Origin of the sequence: Klebsiella sp. M5al (assembly GCF_002090195.1) — a bacterium.
Taxonomy (GTDB): domain Bacteria; phylum Pseudomonadota; class Gammaproteobacteria; order Enterobacterales; family Enterobacteriaceae; genus Klebsiella; species Klebsiella grimontii.
On the sequence record NZ_CP020657.1, the window covers coordinates 1,275,867 to 1,294,066 of the forward strand.

The 18,200-nt window shown below is 57.9% G+C and carries 18 protein-coding genes and 1 pseudogene; 14 read left to right on the top strand and 5 right to left on the bottom strand.

The annotated features are described in order from the left end of the window. Positions 1-5: 5 nt before the first annotated feature. Genes tauB through tauD form a run of 3 tightly spaced genes read left to right on the top strand, consistent with a single transcriptional unit; the run spans position 6 to position 2,445 of the window. A complete protein-coding gene (gene tauB / locus BWI76_RS06070) occupies positions 6-773 on the top strand; it encodes a taurine ABC transporter ATP-binding subunit (protein ID WP_004133718.1) in 768 nt (255 codons plus the stop codon). Then, a complete protein-coding gene (gene tauC, locus BWI76_RS06075; RefSeq protein ID WP_004133715.1) occupies positions 770-1,597 on the top strand; it encodes a taurine ABC transporter permease TauC in 828 nt (275 codons plus the stop codon). Before tauB ends, tauC begins: the two co-directional genes overlap by 4 nt. Beyond that, positions 1,594-2,445, top strand: a complete 852-nt coding sequence (gene tauD, locus BWI76_RS06080) for a taurine dioxygenase (protein WP_004133713.1) — start codon at positions 1,594-1,596, stop codon at positions 2,443-2,445. The genes tauC and tauD overlap by 4 nt, the downstream gene beginning before the upstream one ends. 82 nt (positions 2,446-2,527) lie before the next feature. Here the strand turns inward: tauD and BWI76_RS06085 are convergent, their stop codons facing one another. Then, on the bottom strand, positions 2,528-4,246 hold the full coding sequence (locus BWI76_RS06085; RefSeq protein ID WP_004133711.1) for a lysophospholipid acyltransferase family protein: 1,719 nt from the start codon (positions 4,244-4,246) through the stop codon (positions 2,528-2,530). Between the two features lie 185 nt (positions 4,247-4,431). On the opposite strand from BWI76_RS06085, the pseudogene BWI76_RS28020 reads away from it, so the two are divergent. Beyond that, positions 4,432-4,565 (top strand): annotated as a pseudogene (locus BWI76_RS28020) (transposase); the annotation flags it as partial. Positions 4,566-4,650: 85 nt separating this feature from the next. Here BWI76_RS28020 and hemB read toward each other — a convergent pair. Next, positions 4,651-5,625, bottom strand: a complete 975-nt coding sequence (hemB, locus tag BWI76_RS06090; protein ID WP_004132498.1) for a porphobilinogen synthase — start codon at positions 5,623-5,625, stop codon at positions 4,651-4,653. A 106-nt stretch (positions 5,626-5,731) separates the two neighbouring features. Beyond that, entirely contained in the window at positions 5,732-6,892 is a 1,161-nt protein-coding gene (gene ampH, locus BWI76_RS06095) for a D-alanyl-D-alanine-carboxypeptidase/endopeptidase AmpH (protein WP_004132496.1), read from the bottom strand. Positions 6,893-7,113: 221 nt separating this feature from the next. On the opposite strand from ampH, the gene BWI76_RS06100 reads away from it, so the two are divergent. From BWI76_RS06100 to BWI76_RS06110, 3 genes are all read left to right on the top strand, one after another. After that, on the top strand, positions 7,114-7,626 hold the full coding sequence (locus BWI76_RS06100) for an isochorismatase family protein (protein ID WP_177947701.1): 513 nt from the start codon (positions 7,114-7,116) through the stop codon (positions 7,624-7,626). 117 nt (positions 7,627-7,743) lie between these two features. Continuing rightward, a complete protein-coding gene (gene sbmA / locus BWI76_RS06105) occupies positions 7,744-8,964 on the top strand; it encodes a peptide antibiotic transporter SbmA (RefSeq protein ID WP_004132492.1) in 1,221 nt (406 codons plus the stop codon). Between the two features lie 18 nt (positions 8,965-8,982). After that, positions 8,983-10,089 (top strand): DUF1615 domain-containing protein, encoded by a 1,107-nt coding sequence (locus tag BWI76_RS06110; protein WP_024359080.1) that lies wholly within the window; start codon positions 8,983-8,985, stop codon positions 10,087-10,089. On the opposite strand, the gene BWI76_RS06115 is transcribed toward BWI76_RS06110, so the two are convergent. Beyond that, positions 10,086-10,388: a DUF2755 family protein gene (locus BWI76_RS06115; protein WP_004129576.1), complete on the bottom strand. Its 303-nt coding sequence runs from the start codon at positions 10,386-10,388 to the stop codon at positions 10,086-10,088. The genes BWI76_RS06110 and BWI76_RS06115 overlap by 4 nt on opposite strands. Positions 10,389-10,643: 255 nt before the next feature. Between BWI76_RS06115 and BWI76_RS06120 the strand changes: the two genes are divergently transcribed. Further along, positions 10,644-10,847 carry a DUF2754 family protein gene (locus BWI76_RS06120; RefSeq protein ID WP_004132489.1) on the top strand — a complete coding sequence of 68 codons (204 nt, stop codon included), beginning with the start codon at positions 10,644-10,646 and terminating at the stop codon, positions 10,845-10,847. Between the two features lie 151 nt (positions 10,848-10,998). Here BWI76_RS06120 and ddlA read toward each other — a convergent pair whose 3' ends face one another. Then, complete coding sequence (gene ddlA, locus BWI76_RS06125; protein WP_004132487.1) at positions 10,999-12,096, bottom strand: D-alanine--D-alanine ligase; 1,098 nt, start codon at positions 12,094-12,096, stop codon at positions 10,999-11,001. 101 nt (positions 12,097-12,197) lie between these two features. On the opposite strand from ddlA, the gene BWI76_RS06130 reads away from it, so the two are divergent. The 6 genes from BWI76_RS06130 (at position 12,198) to iraP (ending at position 18,120) form a co-directional block, all read left to right on the top strand. Continuing rightward, on the top strand, positions 12,198-12,881 hold the full coding sequence (locus BWI76_RS06130) for an extensin family protein (RefSeq protein ID WP_004132485.1): 684 nt from the start codon (positions 12,198-12,200) through the stop codon (positions 12,879-12,881). Positions 12,882-13,050: 169 nt separating this feature from the next. Then, positions 13,051-14,250 carry a multidrug efflux MFS transporter gene (locus BWI76_RS06135; RefSeq protein WP_004129587.1) on the top strand — a complete coding sequence of 400 codons (1,200 nt, stop codon included), beginning with the start codon at positions 13,051-13,053 and terminating at the stop codon, positions 14,248-14,250. 178 nt (positions 14,251-14,428) lie between these two features. Beyond that, positions 14,429-15,193: a gluconate 5-dehydrogenase gene (idnO, locus tag BWI76_RS06140; protein WP_004132483.1), complete on the top strand. Its 765-nt coding sequence runs from the start codon at positions 14,429-14,431 to the stop codon at positions 15,191-15,193. 94 nt (positions 15,194-15,287) lie between these two features. After that, positions 15,288-16,574 carry an MFS transporter gene (locus BWI76_RS06145; RefSeq protein WP_049087362.1) on the top strand — a complete coding sequence of 429 codons (1,287 nt, stop codon included), beginning with the start codon at positions 15,288-15,290 and terminating at the stop codon, positions 16,572-16,574. Between the two features lie 66 nt (positions 16,575-16,640). After that, positions 16,641-17,633 (top strand): DNA-binding transcriptional regulator IdnR, encoded by a 993-nt coding sequence (gene idnR / locus BWI76_RS06150; protein ID WP_024359075.1) that lies wholly within the window; start codon positions 16,641-16,643, stop codon positions 17,631-17,633. A 226-nt stretch (positions 17,634-17,859) separates the two neighbouring features. Further along, positions 17,860-18,120 (top strand): anti-adapter protein IraP, encoded by a 261-nt coding sequence (iraP, locus tag BWI76_RS06155; RefSeq protein WP_004129608.1) that lies wholly within the window; start codon positions 17,860-17,862, stop codon positions 18,118-18,120. The last annotated feature ends 80 nt before the right edge of the window (positions 18,121-18,200 follow it).

Below are 18,200 nucleotides of genomic sequence, written 5' to 3' on the forward strand. Positions count from 1 at the left end.
TCATGATGCTGCAAATCTCGCATCTTTCCGCCGACTACGGCGGTAAACCAGCGCTGGCGGATATCAACCTGACGCTGGACAGCGGCGAACTGCTGGTGGTGCTGGGGCCCTCCGGCTGCGGTAAAACCACGCTGCTAAACCTGATTGCCGGATTCGTGCCTTATCAGCACGGCAGCATCACCCTCGAAGGCCAGCGGGTTGAAGGACCGGGAGCCGATCGCGGCGTGGTCTTTCAGCATGAAGGGCTGCTGCCGTGGCGCAACGTGCAGGATAACGTCGCGCTCGGGCTGCAGCTGGCCGGGGTCGACAAAACGCAGCGCCGGGCAACCGCCGCGCGGATGCTGAAAAAAGTGGGCCTTGAAGGGGCGGAAAAACGCTTTATCTGGCAGCTCTCCGGTGGCCAGCGTCAGCGGGTCGGCATTGCCCGCGCGCTGGCGGCAAATCCGCAGCTGCTGCTGCTCGACGAGCCCTTTGGCGCGCTGGATGCCTTTACCCGCGAGCAGATGCAAACCCTGTTGCTTAGCCTGTGGCATGAGACCGGTAAGAAGGTACTGCTGATCACCCACGATATCGAAGAGGCGGTGTTTATGGCCACCGAACTGGTACTGCTCTCGCCGGGGCCGGGGCGCGTGCTCGAACGGCTGCCGCTCGATTTTGGCCGCCGCTTCGTCGCCGGTGAATCCTGTCGCAGCATTAAATCGGACCCGCGGTTTATCGAACAGCGCGAATACGTCCTCAGCCGGGTATTTGAACAACGGGAGGCTTTCTCATGAGCGTGGTCATCAATGACAAACCGCGTCAGCGGGGACTGAAGTGGCGCTGGCCGCTCTCGCGTCAGCTCAGCCTGAGCTTGGCGACCCTGGCGGTACTGCTGGCTATCTGGTGGGCCGTTGCCGCTCTGCAGTTGATTAGTCCGCTGTTTCTGCCGCCGCCGGGACAGGTATGGCAGAAACTGATCGCTATTGCCGGTCCGCAGGGCTTTATGGACGCCACCCTCTGGCAGCACCTGGCGGCGAGCCTGACGCGTATCGTCATCGCGCTGCTGGCGGCGGTGCTGCTCGGCGTGCCGGTGGGGATCGCCATGGGGCTGAGCCCCACGGTGCGCGGGATCCTCGACCCGCTGATCGAGCTTTATCGCCCGGTGCCGCCGCTGGCCTATTTACCGCTGATGGTGATCTGGTTCGGCATCGGCGAGACCTCCAAGATCCTGCTGATCTACCTGGCGATATTCGCGCCGGTGGCGATGTCGGCGCTGGCGGGGGTTAAGAGCGCCCAGCAGGTGCGCATTCGCGCCGCGCAGGCTTTAGGCGCCAGCCGGGCGCAGGTGCTGTGGCTGGTGATCCTGCCCGGCGCGCTGCCGGAGATCCTCACCGGCCTGCGTATTGGGCTTGGCGTGGGCTGGTCGACGCTGGTGGCCGCGGAGCTGATTGCCGCCACCCGCGGGTTAGGTTTTATGGTGCAGTCCGCCGGTGAGTTCCTCGCCACCGATGTGGTGCTGGCCGGTATCGCGGTGATTGCCATCATCGCTTTTTTACTGGAACTGGGGCTGCGCGCGCTGCAGCGTCGCCTGACGCCCTGGCATGGAGAAGTACAATGAGCGAACGTTTAAGCATTACCCCGCTGGGGCCGTATATTGGCGCGCAGGTATCCGGCGTCGACATCACCCGTCCGCTGAGCGACAACCAGTTTGAGCAGCTGTATCACGCGGTGCTGCGCCATCAGGTGGTGTTCCTGCGCGAGCAGAACATCACTCCCGAGCAGCAGCGCGATCTCGCCCTGCGCTTTGGCGACCTGCATATTCATCCGGTCTATCCGCACGCGCCCGGCGTGGATGAGATTATCGTTCTCGATACCCACGACGATAATCCGCCGGATAACGATAACTGGCACACCGATGTCACCTTTATTGACACGCCGCCCGCCGGGGCGATCCTCGCGGCAAAAGAGCTGCCTTCGACCGGCGGCGATACCCTGTGGACCAGCGGCATTGCGGCGTATGAGGCGCTCTCCGCGCCTTTGCGCCAGCTGTTAAGCGGCCTGCGCGCGGAGCATGATTTCCGCAAATCGTTTCAGGAGTACAAATACCGCAAAAGCGAAGAGGAGCATCAGCGCTGGCTGGAGGCGGTGGCGAAAAATCCGCCGCTGCTGCATCCGGTGGTGCGCACCCATCCGGTGACCGGGAAGCAGGCGCTGTTTGTCAATGAGGGCTTTACTACCCGCATCGTCGACGTGACGGAGAAAGAGAGCGAGGCGCTGCTCGGCTTCCTGTTTGCTCACGTCACTAAACCGGACTTCCAGGTACGCTGGCGCTGGCAGCCGAACGACGTGGCGATTTGGGATAACCGCGTCACCCAGCACTACGCCAACGCCGATTACCTGCCGCAGCGGCGCATTATGCACCGGGCGACGATTCTCGGGGATAAACCCTATTACCGGGCGGGGTAATGGGTGTAGCCCGGCTAAGGCGCAATGCGCCGCAAGCCGGGATACAACCTACGATAAACGCGCCGCCTCCGGGAAAAGGCTTTTATGCCGATTTTTGCGCGTCCAAATGCGCGCCAATATAGCGCTGATAGCGGTTGGCCTTCAGATAGGTCAAATCCACCAGCACCAGCCCATCCACGCAGTTGTTGAAATCCGGATCGCTGCCGAAATCGATAAACTGCACGCCGCCCGGCTCGCAGACTTCTGAATACTGCTTATACAGCGGCGGGATCGCGCAGCCGAGGTTGCCGAGCAGGGACTTCAGCCGCGCCAGATCGTCGTTGTAATCTTCTCCGCCAAACTGCGCCAGCACATCGGGCAGCGAGGCTGGATAAGGGCGGCGCGACTCCGCCAGCGGATGCGTCGCCGGGAACCACAGTCGATAGAACGCGACCAGCAGATCGCGCGCCGACGGCGGCAGCCCGCCGGAAATCGACACCGGGCCGAACAGATAGCGATAGTGCGGATAGCGCGCCAGATACGCGCCGATGCCGGACCACAGGTAGTCCAGCCCGCGGCGGCCCCAGTAGCGCGGCTGGATAAAGCTGCGCCCCAGCTCGATACCGTGTTGCAGAATATCGTCCATCCGCGCGTCGTAATGGAACAGGCTGTAGCTGTAGATGCCGTTCAGGCCGCGCTTTGCCAGCTGCATCGCGGTCGGCATAAAGCGGTAGGCGCCGACGATTTCAAGGTCTGCTTCATCCCACAGAATCAGATGCAGATAGTCGTCGTCATAGCCGTCAACGTCGCGTCGTTTGCCGCTGCCTTCCCCCACCGCGCGAAAGGCGATTTCCCGCAGGCGGCCCAGTTCGCGCAGCACCGGCGCATCTTCCTGGCCGTGGCGCTGCCAGAGATAAATCACTTTGCCGTCCGCCGTGCGCCCCAGGGTTTCCGCCCGGCCCAGTTCGCGCTTGAGCAGGGCGCGGTCTTCGGGACGGGCGATAGCGCTTTCGCTTTTAAATACGCCGGGCTGCCCCTTTGAAAGCAGTTGCAGGTGGTGATAGCAGCGCTCGGTCAGCTCGCGCGTAGAGCGCTGGGGATCGAACCAGCTTGACCAGGCAATCTGTTGGCCGAAATTAACCGGCAGGCTGCCGTTGCGGCGACGAAACATTTGCTGCATCAGCAGCAGCAGCGGCAAGCTATCGGAAATCAACGTGCTGGCGTAAAACAGCGCGCTGTTGCGCGCGCGGATCCACGCCGGCAGCAGCGGGGCGCGATATTTCGCCGCCAGCTTAATAAATCCGGAGTGCCATTTTTTATCGCGAATGCCGCGTCGGGTGAGGCGTGAAACTTCGCCTGCCGGGAAGAAAATCAGCACGCCGCCGTTTTGCAGCTGCTGGTCCATCTGCTGCAGCGCCGCTTTGGCGGTTCGGCCGTTGATATTATCGACCGGAATAAACAGCGAGCTCAGCGGTTCAAGGTGGGTCAGCATGCGGTTGGTGACCACTTTAACGTCGCGGCGCACGCGGGAGACCGCATAGAGCAGGGCCAGGCCATCGAGGGTACCGGTAGGGTGGTTGGCGATAATGACCAGCGGGCCATATTCAGGGATTTGTTCGAGATCGTGCGCCGGGATAGCACAGCGAATATTGAGATGTTCGAGCACCTGTTCGACCGTATCCAGTCCTTTCAGGTGATGATGACGCGCGGCAAACTGCTGAAACTCTTCCTCATGCAGGAGCTTTTTCAGCACCTTTTTCTGCCAGGGGGCTGGCTTTGCCTGAGGCCACAGGTCATCGATAACATTGTCGAGACTAAACATAGCGGCACCTCCTCCGTCCTGCCCAGACAGTAGAAGGCGCAGATGTCGCTCAGATTACAGTTGGGTGAAGATTTGGGATTGGCGGGAACCGCGGAGGTTGGTAGCAGGTAGTCCGGACAGGCGCGCAGCGCCGCCTCCGGGAAGGCCGAAGCCGGAAAGTTGCGAACGCGTTTCCAGATTGCACTCCGGTTAAGCACGGGTGGGTAAGTCAGGTACGGGATTGGCCCTATTCAACCTTTCATCGCGATGTAAGCCGTAGTTTGTATCCGATTGATTGGGGGGAGAGGTGAAGGAGTTATTGCGCGGCGAGCGTCGTTAAAGTGACTTTCCCGGAGGCGGCGCGTTGCGCCTGTCCGGGCTACCAGCCCACAGATAGCTGTAAGCCCGTAGCCCGGGGAGCTAAACTAACGCAGGATTTTCTTTTCGGCCAGATCGAGAGCGAAGTAGCTGAAGATCAGATCCGCGCCGGCGCGTTTGATCGCGCCGAGGCTTTCCAGCACCACTTTCTCTTCATCGATAGCGCCGGCCTGGGCGGCGAACTTAATCATCGCGTATTCACCGCTCACCTGGTACGCGCCCAGCGGCAGGTTGGTGCGCTCGCGCAGATCGCGCAGGATATCGAGATACGGACCGGCCGGTTTGACCATCAGGCAGTCGGCGCCCTGGGCTTCGTCCAGCAGCGATTCGCGAATCGCTTCGCGGCGGTTCATCGGGCTCATCTGATAGGTTTTACGATCGCCTTTCAGCGCGGTGCCCGCGGCTTCGCGGAACGGACCATAGAACGATGAAGCGAACTTGGTGGAGTAGGACATAATCGCCGTATCGGTAAATCCGGCGGCGTCCAGCGCCTGGCGAATAGCCTGCACCTGGCCGTCCATCGCCGCGGAAGGAGCGATAAAATCGGCGCCTGCGGCAGCGGCGACCACCGCCTGCTTACCGAGGTTGGCAAGGGTTAAATCGTTATCGACGCCGTGGTCGCACAGCACGCCGCAGTGGCCGTGGGAGGTGTATTCGCAGAAGCAGGTGTCGGACATCACGATCATCTCCGGCACCGCCTCTTTACAGATACGGGACATGCGCGCCACCAGGCCGTTTTCGTTCCAGGTATCGCTGCCAACGGCATCGGTATGATGGGAAATCCCGAAGGTCATCACCGAACGGATACCGGCGTTGGCAATGCGCTCGATTTCGCGCGCCAGGTGTCTTTCCGGAATACGCATCACGCCGGGCATGGCTTCGATGGCTTTGTAATCATCGATTTCTTCTTCAACAAAGATCGGCAACACCAGGTCGTTCAAACTCAGTGTTGTCTCTTCAAACATGGCGCGTAGCGAAGCGGACTTGCGCAGGCGGCGTGGGCGAGTGATTAAATCTGTCATGGTTTGCCTGATTTTGTGAAATGAAAAAAGCGAGTTTACCTCAATTGGCGGCGGGATGTTTCGCCAAAACGATCCTTATCCATCGTCGGTAAAACATCCCACAAGGCTACTGGCTGGCGGTTTCCATCACCGGGCGGACGCCGCTTAATTCGCTGACCAGCTCGTTGATCCCGTCGCTCATGTTATTGAAACGCGTCAATGACGAGCGGGTTACCACCACGAAGGCGCCGACGTTAGCCTGCGGGTTCATCGCCATATAGGTGATAAAACCGCCGCCGCCGCCGGTTTTCTGAATGATGCCCGGCTGGCCGTTCTTCGGCTTCATGTAGACCCAGCCGAGGCCCAGCGCATCGGCTTTGCCCGGCACGTCCATCCCGATCACCCTCGTCAGCTGGCTGCGTTGATAGATCAGCGTCTGCATCCGGTCCGCCTGCTGCCCGCGGGTGAAGAAATCGGAAGAGAGGAACTGCTGCATCCAGCGCATCATATCGCCAGGCGTGGAGTAAACGCCGCCGCTGCCGATGGCCGCCAGGGTATTGTTGCACGGGCTGGCCCCTTTCTCCGGGATCATCAGGCGTCGGCACTGATCGGGAGACGGCGTAAAGGTCGTGTCTTTCATCCCCAGCGGGCGGGTGATCTGCTCTTCAAACAGCTGCGGATAAGGCTTGCCCGCGGCGGTAGAGAGCGCATCGGCCAGTAAATCGAACGCCAGATTGGAATAGGCGGCCTGCGAACCCGGCGCGGTTTTTAACGTCGCCGTGGTGAGCCAGTTCCAGCGCTGCTGGCGCGTCGGCCAGACGAACACCGGCCGGTGCGCCGCGCCGCCGGGCTGTTCGCGCGGCAGGGCGCTGGTATGGGTCGCCAGATTCACCAGCGTGATGGGCGCTCCCTGATATGTCGGCACCCGTGCGCCCGGCGGGGCGTATTTGCTCAGCGGATCGTTGAGCTTAACGACGCCCTGGTCGAGAAGTTTGACCAGCATTTCGCTGGTCATCAGCTTGCTCAGGGAGGCGATGCGGATCACCGAATCGAGCTGCGGGTGCTCATTATTGCCCGGGCGCGTTTCGCCGAAGCTGCGAAATACGCGCTGGTTACCATCGATAACCACCAGCGCCATACCGGTCGCGCCGCTGCCGTAGTAGATATGGTTAGCGTAACGGTCGACAACATCGGCGGCGAATTCCGGGTCGACGCTCGGCTGCGCGGCCTGCGCCGATGTCAACGACGCCGCGCACAGCGCAGCAAAAATGAGCAGACTACGTTTCAACGGGGACATCCATCATGGTGAAGAAAAATATAGAGCGTATTTATACTACGAAGCGCCGCCGAGCAAAGCGCTATTAACGCCATTCTGTGCGGAAAAACGTAACCTGGCGTAAAAAAACCTTTTTTAAGCTTTCGGATAGCGGCTTTCGCCCGCGGGCGCGTATGATGATCGTTTTGGCTTAAGATGGGTGGCAAGAGACGATGGCGGCGAAACGGGTAGTGATGGTAGTGGATATGCAAAACGGCGTTTTCACGACGCCGCGTATTGAGCGCGAGCGCTGCGCGGCGCAAATCAACCGCCTGATAGACGCCGCGGATACCGTTGTCTTCATCCAGCACTGCGAAGAGGACGGTCTGGAGGAGGGGAGCGAAGGTTTTGCATTGCTGCCCGAACTGCACCAACCCGCTGGCGCGCTGTTTGTGACCAAGACCGCCTGCGACGCCTTTTACCGCACCCGTCTGGAAGCGGTGCTGCGCGAGCATCACATCACGCAGTTTGTGATTTGCGGCTGCGCCACCGACTACTGCGTAGATACCACCATCAAAAACGGCGCCAGCCGGGGCTATGCGATTACCGTCGCTGAAGATGCCCATACTACCGCCAACCGCCCGGCGGCGCAGGCCGTCACGCTGATCGCCCACTACAACGAAGTGTGGCGTACGCTGACCGTTCCGGGCAATCCTTTACAGGTGAAATCGACAGAAACAATTCTGAACGGATGGTCGGCGAACTAAGCCGCTGATATCCGGTCTCATCATCCGCCCACTTTGCTTCGCTGCGACGGCTTTGCGGCGGGCGTTTTTGTGGTACACAGCACAGCAAAATGAAAAAGAAGTTAGCAGGAGAGCATGATGTTTAAATCCTTTTTCCCCAAACCGGGGCCGTTTTTTATTTCTGCCTTTATCTGGTCGCTGCTGGCGGTGATCTTTTGGCAGGCGGGCGGCGGCGACTGGCTGCTGCGGGCCACCGGCGCATCCCAGGATGTGGCGATTAGCGCGGCGCGCTTTTGGTCGCTTAACTATCTGGTGTTCTACGCCTTTTATGTGTTCTGCGTGGGCGTTTTCGCCCTCTTTTGGTTTATCTACAGCCCCCACCGCTGGCAGTACTGGTCGATCCTCGGTACCTCGCTGATTATTTTCGTCACCTGGTTTCTGGTGGAGGTCGGGGTGGCGATCAACGCCTGGTACGCCCCGTTCTACGATCTTATTCAGGCCGCGCTGGCGACGCCGCATAAGGTCAGCATTAACCAGTTTTATCATGAGATTGGCATCTTTCTCGGCATCGCGCTTATCGCGGTGATTATCGGGGTGATGAACAACTTCTTCGTCAGCCACTACGTTTTCCGCTGGCGTACCGCCATGAACGAACACTATATGGCGCACTGGCAGCATCTGCGCCATATCGAAGGCGCCGCGCAGCGTGTGCAGGAAGATACCATGCGCTTTGCTTCCACCCTGGAGAGCATGGGCGTCAGCTTCCTTAACGCGGTGATGACGCTTATCGCCTTCCTGCCGGTGCTGGTGACGCTCTCCGCGCACGTCCCGGATTTACCGATTGTCGGCCATCTGCCTTACGGCCTGGTGATTGCCGCGATCGTCTGGTCGTTAATGGGCACCGGCCTGCTGGCGGTGGTGGGAATCAAGCTGCCCGGGCTGGAGTTTAAAAACCAGCGCGTCGAGGCCGCCTATCGTAAAGAGCTGGTGTACGGCGAGGATGACGCCAGCCGCGCGACGCCGCCGACGGTGCGTGAGCTCTTTGGCGCCGTGCGCCGCAACTATTTCCGCCTCTATTTCCACTACATGTATTTCAATATCGCCCGTATTCTTTATCTTCAGGTCGATAACGTTTTCGGTTTGTTCCTGCTGTTTCCGTCGATTGTTGCCGGTACGATTACGCTGGGCCTGATGACTCAGATAACCAACGTCTTTGGCCAGGTTCGCGGTTCGTTCCAGTATCTGATTAGCTCCTGGACTACGCTGGTTGAGCTGATGTCCATCTACAAACGTCTGCGCAGCTTTGAACGCGAACTGGATGGCAAAGAGCTGCTGGAAGTGACCCAAACATTAAGTTAACCATTGCAAGGAAGAAATATGGCCGTAGCATCATCTCGTTTTGTTTCGCTCACCCTGACGTTAGTGGCCGGGTTGGTTCTCAGCGCCTGTTCCAGCAAGCCGGAGCCGGTGCTGAAGGAGGGCGAAAAGCCGATTGATGTTGCCGCGGTGGTGCGGCAGAAAATGCCCGCCAGCGTCAAAGATCGCGAGGCCTGGGCACAGGCCATCGCCAAAACCTTCGCCAGCCAGAAGTTGGCGCCGACGGAAGAGAATGTCTGTTCGGTGCTGGCGGTGGCGCAGCAGGAGTCCAACTATCAGTCGGACCCGGCGGTGCCCGGGCTAAACAAAATCGCCTGGCAGGAGATAGACCGCCGGGCGGAGAAAATGCATATCCCGGTTTTTCTGGTGCATACCGCGCTGAAAATCAAGTCGCCCAACGGCAAAAGCTATAGCGAACGCCTGGACAGCGTGAAAACCGAAAAGCAGCTGAGCGCGATTTTCGATGATTTTATCGGTATGGTGCCGATGGGGCAGAAGCTGTTCGGCTCCCTGAACCCGGTGCATACCGGCGGCCCGATGCAGGTCAGCATCGCCTTCGCCGAGCAGCATACCGACGGCTATCCGTGGAAAATCGACGGTACCGTGCGCCAGGAGGTGTTCAGCCTGCGCGGCGGTCTGTGGTTTGGCACTTATCATCTGTTGAACTATCCGGCGAACTACAGCGTGCCGCTGTACCGTTTTGCCGATTTCAACGCCGGATGGTACGCCAGCCGCAACGCCGCGTTCCAGAATGCGGTCTCCAGGGCGACCGGCGTGAAGCTGGCGCTAGATGGCGATTTAATTCGTTACGATAGCGACGAGGCCGGAACCACCGAACTGGCGGTGCGCCGTTTATCCTCACAGCTGGCGATGAGCGATGACGATATCCATCGTCAGTTGAAAAAGGGCGATACCCTGGCGTTTGAAGAGAGCGAACTCTATAAAAAAGTGTTTCGCATTGCCGATAAAAAAGCCGGTAAAACGCTACCGCGGGAAGTGCTGCCGGGCATTCAGCTAGAGAGCCCGAAAATTACCCGTAATCTGACGACCGCCTGGTTTGCTAAACGCGTTGATGACCGGCGGGCCAGCTGTATGGCGCGCCGTTAGCGGCGGCTGCGCCAGCGGAAAATCAGCCCTGGTATACCAATTAATACGCAGCCTGCCAGGAAGGGAATCAGCCCGAAGAGAGTACCAACCGTCAGGCTAATCTCGACCCGCGGGCGGCTGCTGTCCTGCATTTGAATCAGATGCTCAAAAACCCCCGGCGCGTGGATCAGCATACTCAGCATTTGCGCACCGGCCCAGAAGCAAAACAGCACAAACAGAGCGTAAGCGATGTTGCTGCTGGTGATAGAGCCCCTCTTTTTGCCGCCGTTGACGGTCTTTGCAAAGGTGAACTCTGCCATATTGACCTCCATACTTCACCTGCCTGCCGTTTTTTCCACGGCTACATAGAGGTTTATTCTGGCAACGAAGGGGGGATTTCAGTATCGGATTGCTGGTAATTTCCGCCCAGGAATATTCCTGATTTCATCGGGTTGTGAGTTTGCTACAAATTTGTGAAATTTAGACCGATATCGCAATGTGCGACAATTCTCAACGTGGCTACAGACCCGCGGTGGCGGCTATGCGAAGATGCTTTTTTTGTTGTCGGAGTGATTATGAAGCTCACTGAAAAAATCCGCCGCGATTGGCACTACTACGCGGTTGCGCTGGGGTTAATTTTTATTATGAATGGCGTGGTCGGGCTGCTTGGCTATGAAACTGAAGGCTGGCGTTCTTACGCGGTTGGGCTAGTGACGTGGGTGATTAGCTTCTGGATCGCCGGGTTTATTATTCGCCGCCGCCCGGCAGAGGAAGCGTAAAGCGGAGGCGGTGAAGCCTTTTCCCGGCTAAGCGCAGCGCGAGCCGGGAAAAGGCCGGGCTGATACATCAATCCGGCACACTCCCCGGGTCGCGGCGTAAACGCCTTACCCGGGCTACCGCCGGCAGATGGCGGTGAACCCGTTACCGGGATTAATTCATCGATGTTTTCAGCGCGCGATCGGCAGCGTGACGCTCTAGCGCCAGCTCAATCAGGCGGCTAATCAGGCTGGTGTAGTCCAGACCGCTGGCCTGCCACAGCTTCGGATACATGCTGATGTTGGTGAAACCCGGTAGGGTGTTGATTTCGTTAATCACCACGTCGTTCTCGGCGGTCAGGAAGACGTCGACGCGCGCCATGCCGCTGCAGCCGAGGGTCTGATAGGCGCGAACGGCGATCTGGCGAATTTTATCGTTGACGTCGCTGTCGATGGCCGCCGGAACCACCACCTTCGCCCCCTGATCGTCAATGTACTTGGTGTCGTAGGCGTAGAATTCGCTGTTGAGGACGATTTCGCCGCAGGTGCTGGCCTGCGGATTATCATTGCCCAGCACCGCACACTCGATCTCACGCCCTTTAATCCCCTGTTCAACCACCACTTTATGGTCAAATTCGAAGGCAAGGGCGACCGCCTGCTGATACTGCTCTTCGCTGTTGACCTTGCTGACGCCCACCGAGGAGCCCTGGTTCGCCGGTTTGACGAACAGCGGCAGGCCCAGCTTCGCCTGCACCTCGGCAAAACTCATCTGATTCCGGTTGGCGCGGGTCAGGGTAATAAAAGGCGCAATCGACAGCCCGGCATCGCGCAGCAGACGTTTGGTGACGTCTTTGTCCATGCAGGCGGCGGAGCCGAGAACGTCGGAACCGACGAAGGGCAGGTTGGCCATCCGCAGCATGCCCTGCAGAGAACCATCTTCCCCAAGGGTGCCGTGAACAATCGGGAAGATCACGTCAATGGCCGCCAGCGGCTGGCCGCTATCGGCGTTAATCAACTGCTGCGCTTCGCGTCCGGGAATTTGCGCCAGCGTAATATCGGATGGGCGCAGGGCAATATGGGCGGGGTCCTGCGGATTGAGCAGATAGTTGCTGGCGTCGTTGATATGCCATTGCCCCTGCTTATCAATCCCCAGCAAAACTACGTCGAAGCGCGTTTTATCGATCGCTTCCACGATATTTTTCGCTGACTGTAGCGACACTTCATGTTCTGCCGACTTACCGCCGAAAACGATCCCAACCCTCATCTTAGCCATTTCAACTTCCATCATGATTACATCAAAGGGCATAACATAGCATGTGAAACAGCCGCCTGGCTGCCATAATATTCACCGGGTAAAGCATTGGGAGGCAGCGCGTGAAAGGAAAAGGGCTTATCGTTCTGTTGGCGCTGCTGGCGGCCGGATATTACGGCTATCGTTATCTTCCCGCGCACTATAACCCGCTGGCGCCGCTGCGCCTGGAGGATCCGCCGGGGTTCATCACTCACTATAAGCTGCGGCGATTGACCCCCTCGCAGTGCGCCGGCCTGCTGAAAAAAGCGAATCAGCGAAATCTCATCACCAGCCAGCCGGTGGCCGATAGCGGGGGAGAGTGCCCCCTGCAAAACGTGGTTCGGGTACGCGATTTTGGCGCGGTAAAGCTCAGCAGCAGCTTCCTCGCCAGCTGCCCGCTGGCGTTGAGCAGCGCGCTGTATCTGCAACAGCAGGCGAAACCGCTGACCCGCCGGATGCTGGGGCAGGAGCTCCGCCAGGTTGACCATTTTGGCAGCTATGCCTGCCGCAATATTTACCATCGCCAGAACGCGCGGCGCAGCGAACATGCTACCGCGGAGGCGCTGGATATCAGCGGCTTTCGTTTGGCCGATGGCCGCCGCATCAGCGTGCTGAAAGGGTGGCCCGATGCGCAGTATCACCCCTGGCTGCAGGCGTTACTGACCGGCGGCTGCGGCTATTACGGTAACGCTTTAGGGCCGGACTACAACGCGGCCCACGCCAACCATTTTCACCTCGGCATGCGCGGCCAGGGATTCTGTTTCTGAGCATATCTCGCTGTCTTGTACGCTTTTCACCACGAAATTGTTCGTCATAACGGAATCACATGTCATAAAACACCAAACTCTCTGCCAGCGCACCTCTGGTAGAACGTCGGATGAGGGAAATTGCTAAGCTAGATAATAATTGTCGAAAAACTAATGAATACGCGTAGTTATGGAATCCTGGAAGGTTAATCTTATCTCCGTCTGGTTTGGCTGTTTTTTTACCGGACTGGCTATCAGCCAAATTCTCCCCTTTTTGCCGCTGTACGTTTCCCAACTGGGCGTGACCTCGCATGAAGCGTTATCCATGTGGTCGGGGCTGACCTTTAGCGTCACTTTTCTGGTGTCGGCGATCGTCTCGCCGATGTGGGGGAGCCTCGCCGACCGCAAAGGGCGCAAGCTGATGCTGCTGCGCGCCTCGCTCGGCATGGCCATCGCCATTTTACTCCAGGCCTTCGCCACCAACGTCTGGCAGCTGTTTATCCTGCGCGCGGTGATGGGGCTGACTTCCGGCTATATTCCTAACGCCATGGCGCTGGTGGCGTCTCAGGTTCCGCGCGAGCGTAGCGGCTGGGCGCTGAGCACGCTGTCGACGGCGCAGATCAGCGGCGTGATTGGCGGGCCGCTGCTCGGCGGTTTCCTGGCTGACCATGTCGGTTTGCGCGCCGTATTTATCATCACCGCGATTTTGCTCACCGTAAGCTTCCTGGTGACGCTGTTTCTGATTAAAGAGGGCGCCCGCCCGCAGGTTAGCAAGGCGGAGCGGCTGAGCGGTAAGGCGGTGTTTGCCTCGCTGCCCTATCCGGGGCTGGTGATCAGCCTGTTTTTCACCACCCTGGTGATTCAGCTCTGCAACGGCTCAATCGGCCCGATTCTGGCCCTGTTTATCAAGTCGATGGCGCCGGATAGTAATAACATCGCCTTTCTCGCGGGGATGATCGCCGCCGTGCCGGGCGTATCGGCGCTGATTTCGGCGCCCCGTCTGGGGAAATTGGGTGACAGAATCGGCACCTCGCGAATTCTGCTGGCGACGTTGTGCTGCGCGGTGGTGATGTTCTTTGCCATGTCGTTCGTTACGACCCCATTCCAGCTTGGCGTCCTGCGCTTTCTGCTCGGTTTTGCCGATGGGGCGATGCTGCCGGCGGTGCAAACGCTTCTGCTGAAGTACTGCAGCGACAGCGTCACCGGGCGTATTTTCGGTTATAACCAGTCGTTTATGTATCTCGGCAACGTGGCCGGGCCGCTGATCGGCGCGTCGGTCTCGGCCATGGCCGGTTTCCGCTGGGTGTTTATCGCCACGGCGATTATTGTGCTGATCAATATCTGGCAGCTGGCCATCATGCTGCGCCGCAGCCGCCGTACCGCGGCTTAATCCCTTCTTCTTCTGCCTGGCCGGTATTTGCGTCACAGCGTCAATGCCGGCCTTTGTATTCCTTAATCTTCAAATGTATCACCGATCACAAAACGATCATTTTCCCTTCTCACCCTCTTCTATTCGTAACTGTTACGCGTATACAGTTACGCGTAACAGTTATTGAAAAAGAGGTTTTATGCGAAATTTATTCGATTTGTCAGGGAAACGCGCGCTGATCACCGGCTCTGCTCAGGGGATAGGCCATCTGCTGGCCGGCGGCCTCGCCGAGTACGGCGCGGAGATAATCATTAACGACCGGACGCAGGAAAGAGCAGACCAGGCGGCGCAGGCGCTGGTGGCGCAGGGCTTTCGCGCGGTAGGGTACGCCTTTGACGTCACCCAGGCGGCGCAGGTCGAGCAGACGATAGCCCGCATCGAAGAGGAGGTCGGCGCAATTGATATTTTAATTAATAACGCCGGGATCCAGCGGCGTTTCCCTTTTACCGAATTTCCGGAGGAGGAGTGGGACAACGTTATTGAGGTCAACCAGAAGGGCGTTTTTCTGGTATCGCAGCAGGTGGCGAAATATATGATGGGCCGCCGCGCGGGAAAAATAATTAATATTTGTTCGATGCAGAGCGAGCTGGGACGTAAAACAATTACGCCTTATGCGGCCTCAAAAGGGGCGGTTAAAATGCTTACCCGCGGCATGTGCGTTGAGCTGGCCGAATATAATATTCAGGTTAACGGTATCGCGCCGGGATATTTTGCCACCGAGATGACGACCGCCCTGGTCAACGATGAGGCGTTTTCCGCCTGGCTGTATCAGCGCACGCCGGCGGCGCGTTGGGGAAAACCGGAAGAGCTGATTGGCGCCGCGGTGTATCTGGCCTCGTCGGCGGCAAACTTTGTTAACGGTCATTTGCTGTTTGTGGACGGCGGAATGCTCGCCGCTGTCTGAATCACTTCGCGTCCTTCTGGCAGCAGCGTGCCCGCGCTGCCAGAAGGACGGCGTATTTAACTCGTGTGAAGATATTGATATCTGAGGATGGCTTATGCATATGCTCGCGAAATTACCCGCGCGTCGCTGGTGGTATTTAATGCCGATTATATTTATTACCTATAGTCTGGCCTACCTTGACCGCGCGAATTATGGTTTTGCCGCTGCGGCGGGAATTGAAAGCGATTTGGGTATTACCAAAGGAACGGCGTCGCTGATTGGCGCATTATTTTTTCTCGGTTATTTCTTTTTCCAGGTTCCCGGTGCGATATATGCGGTAAAACGCAGCGTGCGGAAAATGATTTTCTGCAGCCTTATTTTATGGGGATTCTGCGCGGCGGCCACCGGATTCGTCAGCAATATTCCGATGCTGATGGCGATTCGCTTTACGCTTGGCGTGGTGGAAGCGGCGGTGATGCCGGCGATGCTGATTTATATCAGCAACTGGTTTACTAAAACCGAGCGTTCACGCGCTAATACTTTTCTGATCCTCGGGAACCCGGTGACGGTGCTGTGGATGTCAATCGTTTCCGGCTATCTGATTCAGGCGTGGGGCTGGCGCGAAATGTTCATCATTGAAGGCATTCCGGCGGTGCTGTGGGCGGTATGCTGGTGGATACTGGTGCGCGATAAACCGTCCGAGGTTTCCTGGCTGAACGAGCAGGAAAAAGAGACCCTGCAGAAGGTGATGGACAGCGAGCAGAGCCATATCAAGCCGGTGCGCAACTACGGTGAAGCGCTGCGCTCGCGCAATGTGATTATGCTCTGCGCCGTACACGCGCTGTGGAGCATCGGCGTCTACGGTTTCATGATGTGGATGCCGTCGATTCTGAAAAACGCCGCGCAGATGGATATCGTGGCGGTGGGCTGGCTGGCGGCGGTGCCGTACCTGGCGGCGATTATCCTGATGCTGACGGTCTCCTGGCTGTCGGATAAGTTCCAGAATCGTAAGCTGTTTATCTGGCCGCTATTGCTGATTGCCGCTATCGCCTTCTTTGGCTCGTGGATGGTGGGCAACCAGGCGTTCTGGTTATCCTATGCGCTGCTGGTTATTGCCGCAGCCTGCATGTATGCGCCCTACGGGCCGTTCTTCGCGCTTATTCCTGAACTGCTGCCGCGCAACGTTTCCGGCGTATCGATGGGGTTAATCAACAGCTTCGGCGCGCTCGGCGCTTTCCTTGGCGCGTGGCTGGTGGGGTATCTGAACGGGATAACCGGCGGGCCGGGGGTATCCTATACCTTTATGGCCGTCGCGCTGTTATCGTCCGTCGTGCTGATGTTCAACGTGCGCGCTAACCCGCAATCTTCTTCCCCGGCGGTGGCAAAAAGGGTTGTCGGCTAACATAAACCGCCGCTGCTGTGGTAAGGTTCTCTGCGAGCACATAAGTCGTTTGTCGTAGAGAACCTGATGAAAAACAACCGGATGACATTGCAGGATATCGCTAATCTGGCGGGGTTGAATAAAATGACGGTCAGCCGTTATTTACGCGACCCCGGCCAGGTTTCTGAGCGCAGCCGCGAGCTGATTTCAAAGGTCATGGAAGAGAACAACTATATCCCCAACCGCGCCCCGGAAATCCTGCTTAACGCCCGCAGCAAAACGATTGGCGTGCTTATTCCCTCCTTCCGCAATCAGATTTTTGCCGATGTGCTGGCCGGCATCGAGTCGGTGACCTCCGCGCACCAGTACCAGACCCTGATTGCCAACTATGAATATGACCCGCAGCGCGAAGAGCGCGAAGTGCTCAACCTGCTCTCTTACAACATCGACGGGCTGATTTTGACCGGCAAGCAGCACAGCGATCGCATGGTGCAGTACGTGCGCGCCAGCGGTATTCCCGTCGCTGAACTGATGGACTTTGGCGGTCAGCAGCTGGATATCCAGGTGGGCTTCGATAACGAGAAGGCGGCGTGGGACATGACCCACGCTTTCCTTGAGAGCGGCAAACGGGCGATCGCCTTTTTTGGCTCCATGGACGATCCCCGCGATTTAAGCCGTTTTCACGGCACTGAACTGGCGCTGGCGGAGCACGGTCTGAAGGCGTATCACATGGCGCCGAAGACGATCTCCTCGGTTGCGCTGGGTCGGCAGATGTTCCTGCAGATGCAGCAGTCGCGCCCGGATATTGACGCCATTTTTTGTACCAACGACGACCTGGCGGTGGGCGTGCTGCTCGAGTGCCAGGCGCAGGGGAAAGCCGTCCCCCAGGAGATGGCCATTGCCGGTTTTCACGGCCTCGAAATTGGCCGGGCGCGGCTACAAAAAATAGCCAGCGTCATTACCCCACGTTATGACATCGGTAAAACCGCGAGCGAAATACTTATTGCGCGCCTGGCCGGTAAAGACGCGCCGGACAGCGTTAATCTGGCCTACCAGATATATTATGGCGATACGTTATAGTTATCGATAGAATAGCGATATTCCGTTTTATTCTTATTTGTTAATTTTGGTTATGACGCTTATTAATCCCTCGTTGAGTAAACTCCTGGAGGGATTGACAATGAGCAAAACGTTTCGCTTGTTATTCATTGACGTGTCGATCCTTTTTAAAAAATAATGGTGGAAACCGACGGCTAATCTATGACATAAATAGCAGACTACGGACCTCGCATAAGGATAAAGCGCTGTGAAGAATCTCATTGCTGAGCTACTGGTTAAACTCGCCCAAAAGGAAGAAGAATCGAAGGAACTGACGGCGCAGGTGGAGGCACTGGAAGTGGTGGTGACCGCTCTGCTACGCCACATGGAGCAGGGCGCCCAGCAGGCGCTGATCAGCGATATTGAGCAGGCCATCGACGAGGCCAGCCCCGGCCCGCTGGTCGACGACCGCGATACCCAGCTATTGCAGCAATATATAAAGAAGCTGTTACGGCATCCTCGTAGTTAGTTTTGTGACAAGGTATGGATGCTGTCATTTTACTGTCACATCGCTTTTATACAGTCTCCCTCGTTTTGTTTTTTAAAGTA

What these genes read in the sequence shown, in the direction of transcription:
- tauB (WP_004133718.1), top strand. Translation starts at nt 6, where the DNA reads ATGCTGCAAATCTCGCATCTTTCCGCCGACTACGGCGGTAAACCAGCG.
- tauC (WP_004133715.1), top strand. Translation starts at nt 770, where the DNA reads ATGAGCGTGGTCATCAATGACAAACCGCGTCAGCGGGGACTGAAGTGG.
- tauD (WP_004133713.1), top strand. Translation starts at nt 1,594, where the DNA reads ATGAGCGAACGTTTAAGCATTACCCCGCTGGGGCCGTATATTGGCGCG.
- BWI76_RS06085 (WP_004133711.1), bottom strand. Translation starts at nt 4,246, where the DNA reads ATGTTTAGTCTCGACAATGTTATCGATGACCTGTGGCCTCAGGCAAAG.
- hemB (WP_004132498.1), bottom strand. Translation starts at nt 5,625, where the DNA reads ATGACAGATTTAATCACTCGCCCACGCCGCCTGCGCAAGTCCGCTTCG.
- BWI76_RS06100 (WP_177947701.1), top strand. Translation starts at nt 7,114, where the DNA reads ATGGTAGTGGATATGCAAAACGGCGTTTTCACGACGCCGCGTATTGAG.
- sbmA (WP_004132492.1), top strand. Translation starts at nt 7,744, where the DNA reads ATGTTTAAATCCTTTTTCCCCAAACCGGGGCCGTTTTTTATTTCTGCC.
- BWI76_RS06110 (WP_024359080.1), top strand. Translation starts at nt 8,983, where the DNA reads ATGGCCGTAGCATCATCTCGTTTTGTTTCGCTCACCCTGACGTTAGTG.
- BWI76_RS06115 (WP_004129576.1), bottom strand. Translation starts at nt 10,388, where the DNA reads ATGGCAGAGTTCACCTTTGCAAAGACCGTCAACGGCGGCAAAAAGAGG.
- BWI76_RS06120 (WP_004132489.1), top strand. Translation starts at nt 10,644, where the DNA reads ATGAAGCTCACTGAAAAAATCCGCCGCGATTGGCACTACTACGCGGTT.
- ddlA (WP_004132487.1), bottom strand. Translation starts at nt 12,096, where the DNA reads ATGGCTAAGATGAGGGTTGGGATCGTTTTCGGCGGTAAGTCGGCAGAA.
- BWI76_RS06135 (WP_004129587.1), top strand. Translation starts at nt 13,051, where the DNA reads ATGGAATCCTGGAAGGTTAATCTTATCTCCGTCTGGTTTGGCTGTTTT.
- idnO (WP_004132483.1), top strand. Translation starts at nt 14,429, where the DNA reads ATGCGAAATTTATTCGATTTGTCAGGGAAACGCGCGCTGATCACCGGC.
- BWI76_RS06145 (WP_049087362.1), top strand. Translation starts at nt 15,288, where the DNA reads ATGCATATGCTCGCGAAATTACCCGCGCGTCGCTGGTGGTATTTAATG.
- idnR (WP_024359075.1), top strand. Translation starts at nt 16,641, where the DNA reads ATGAAAAACAACCGGATGACATTGCAGGATATCGCTAATCTGGCGGGG.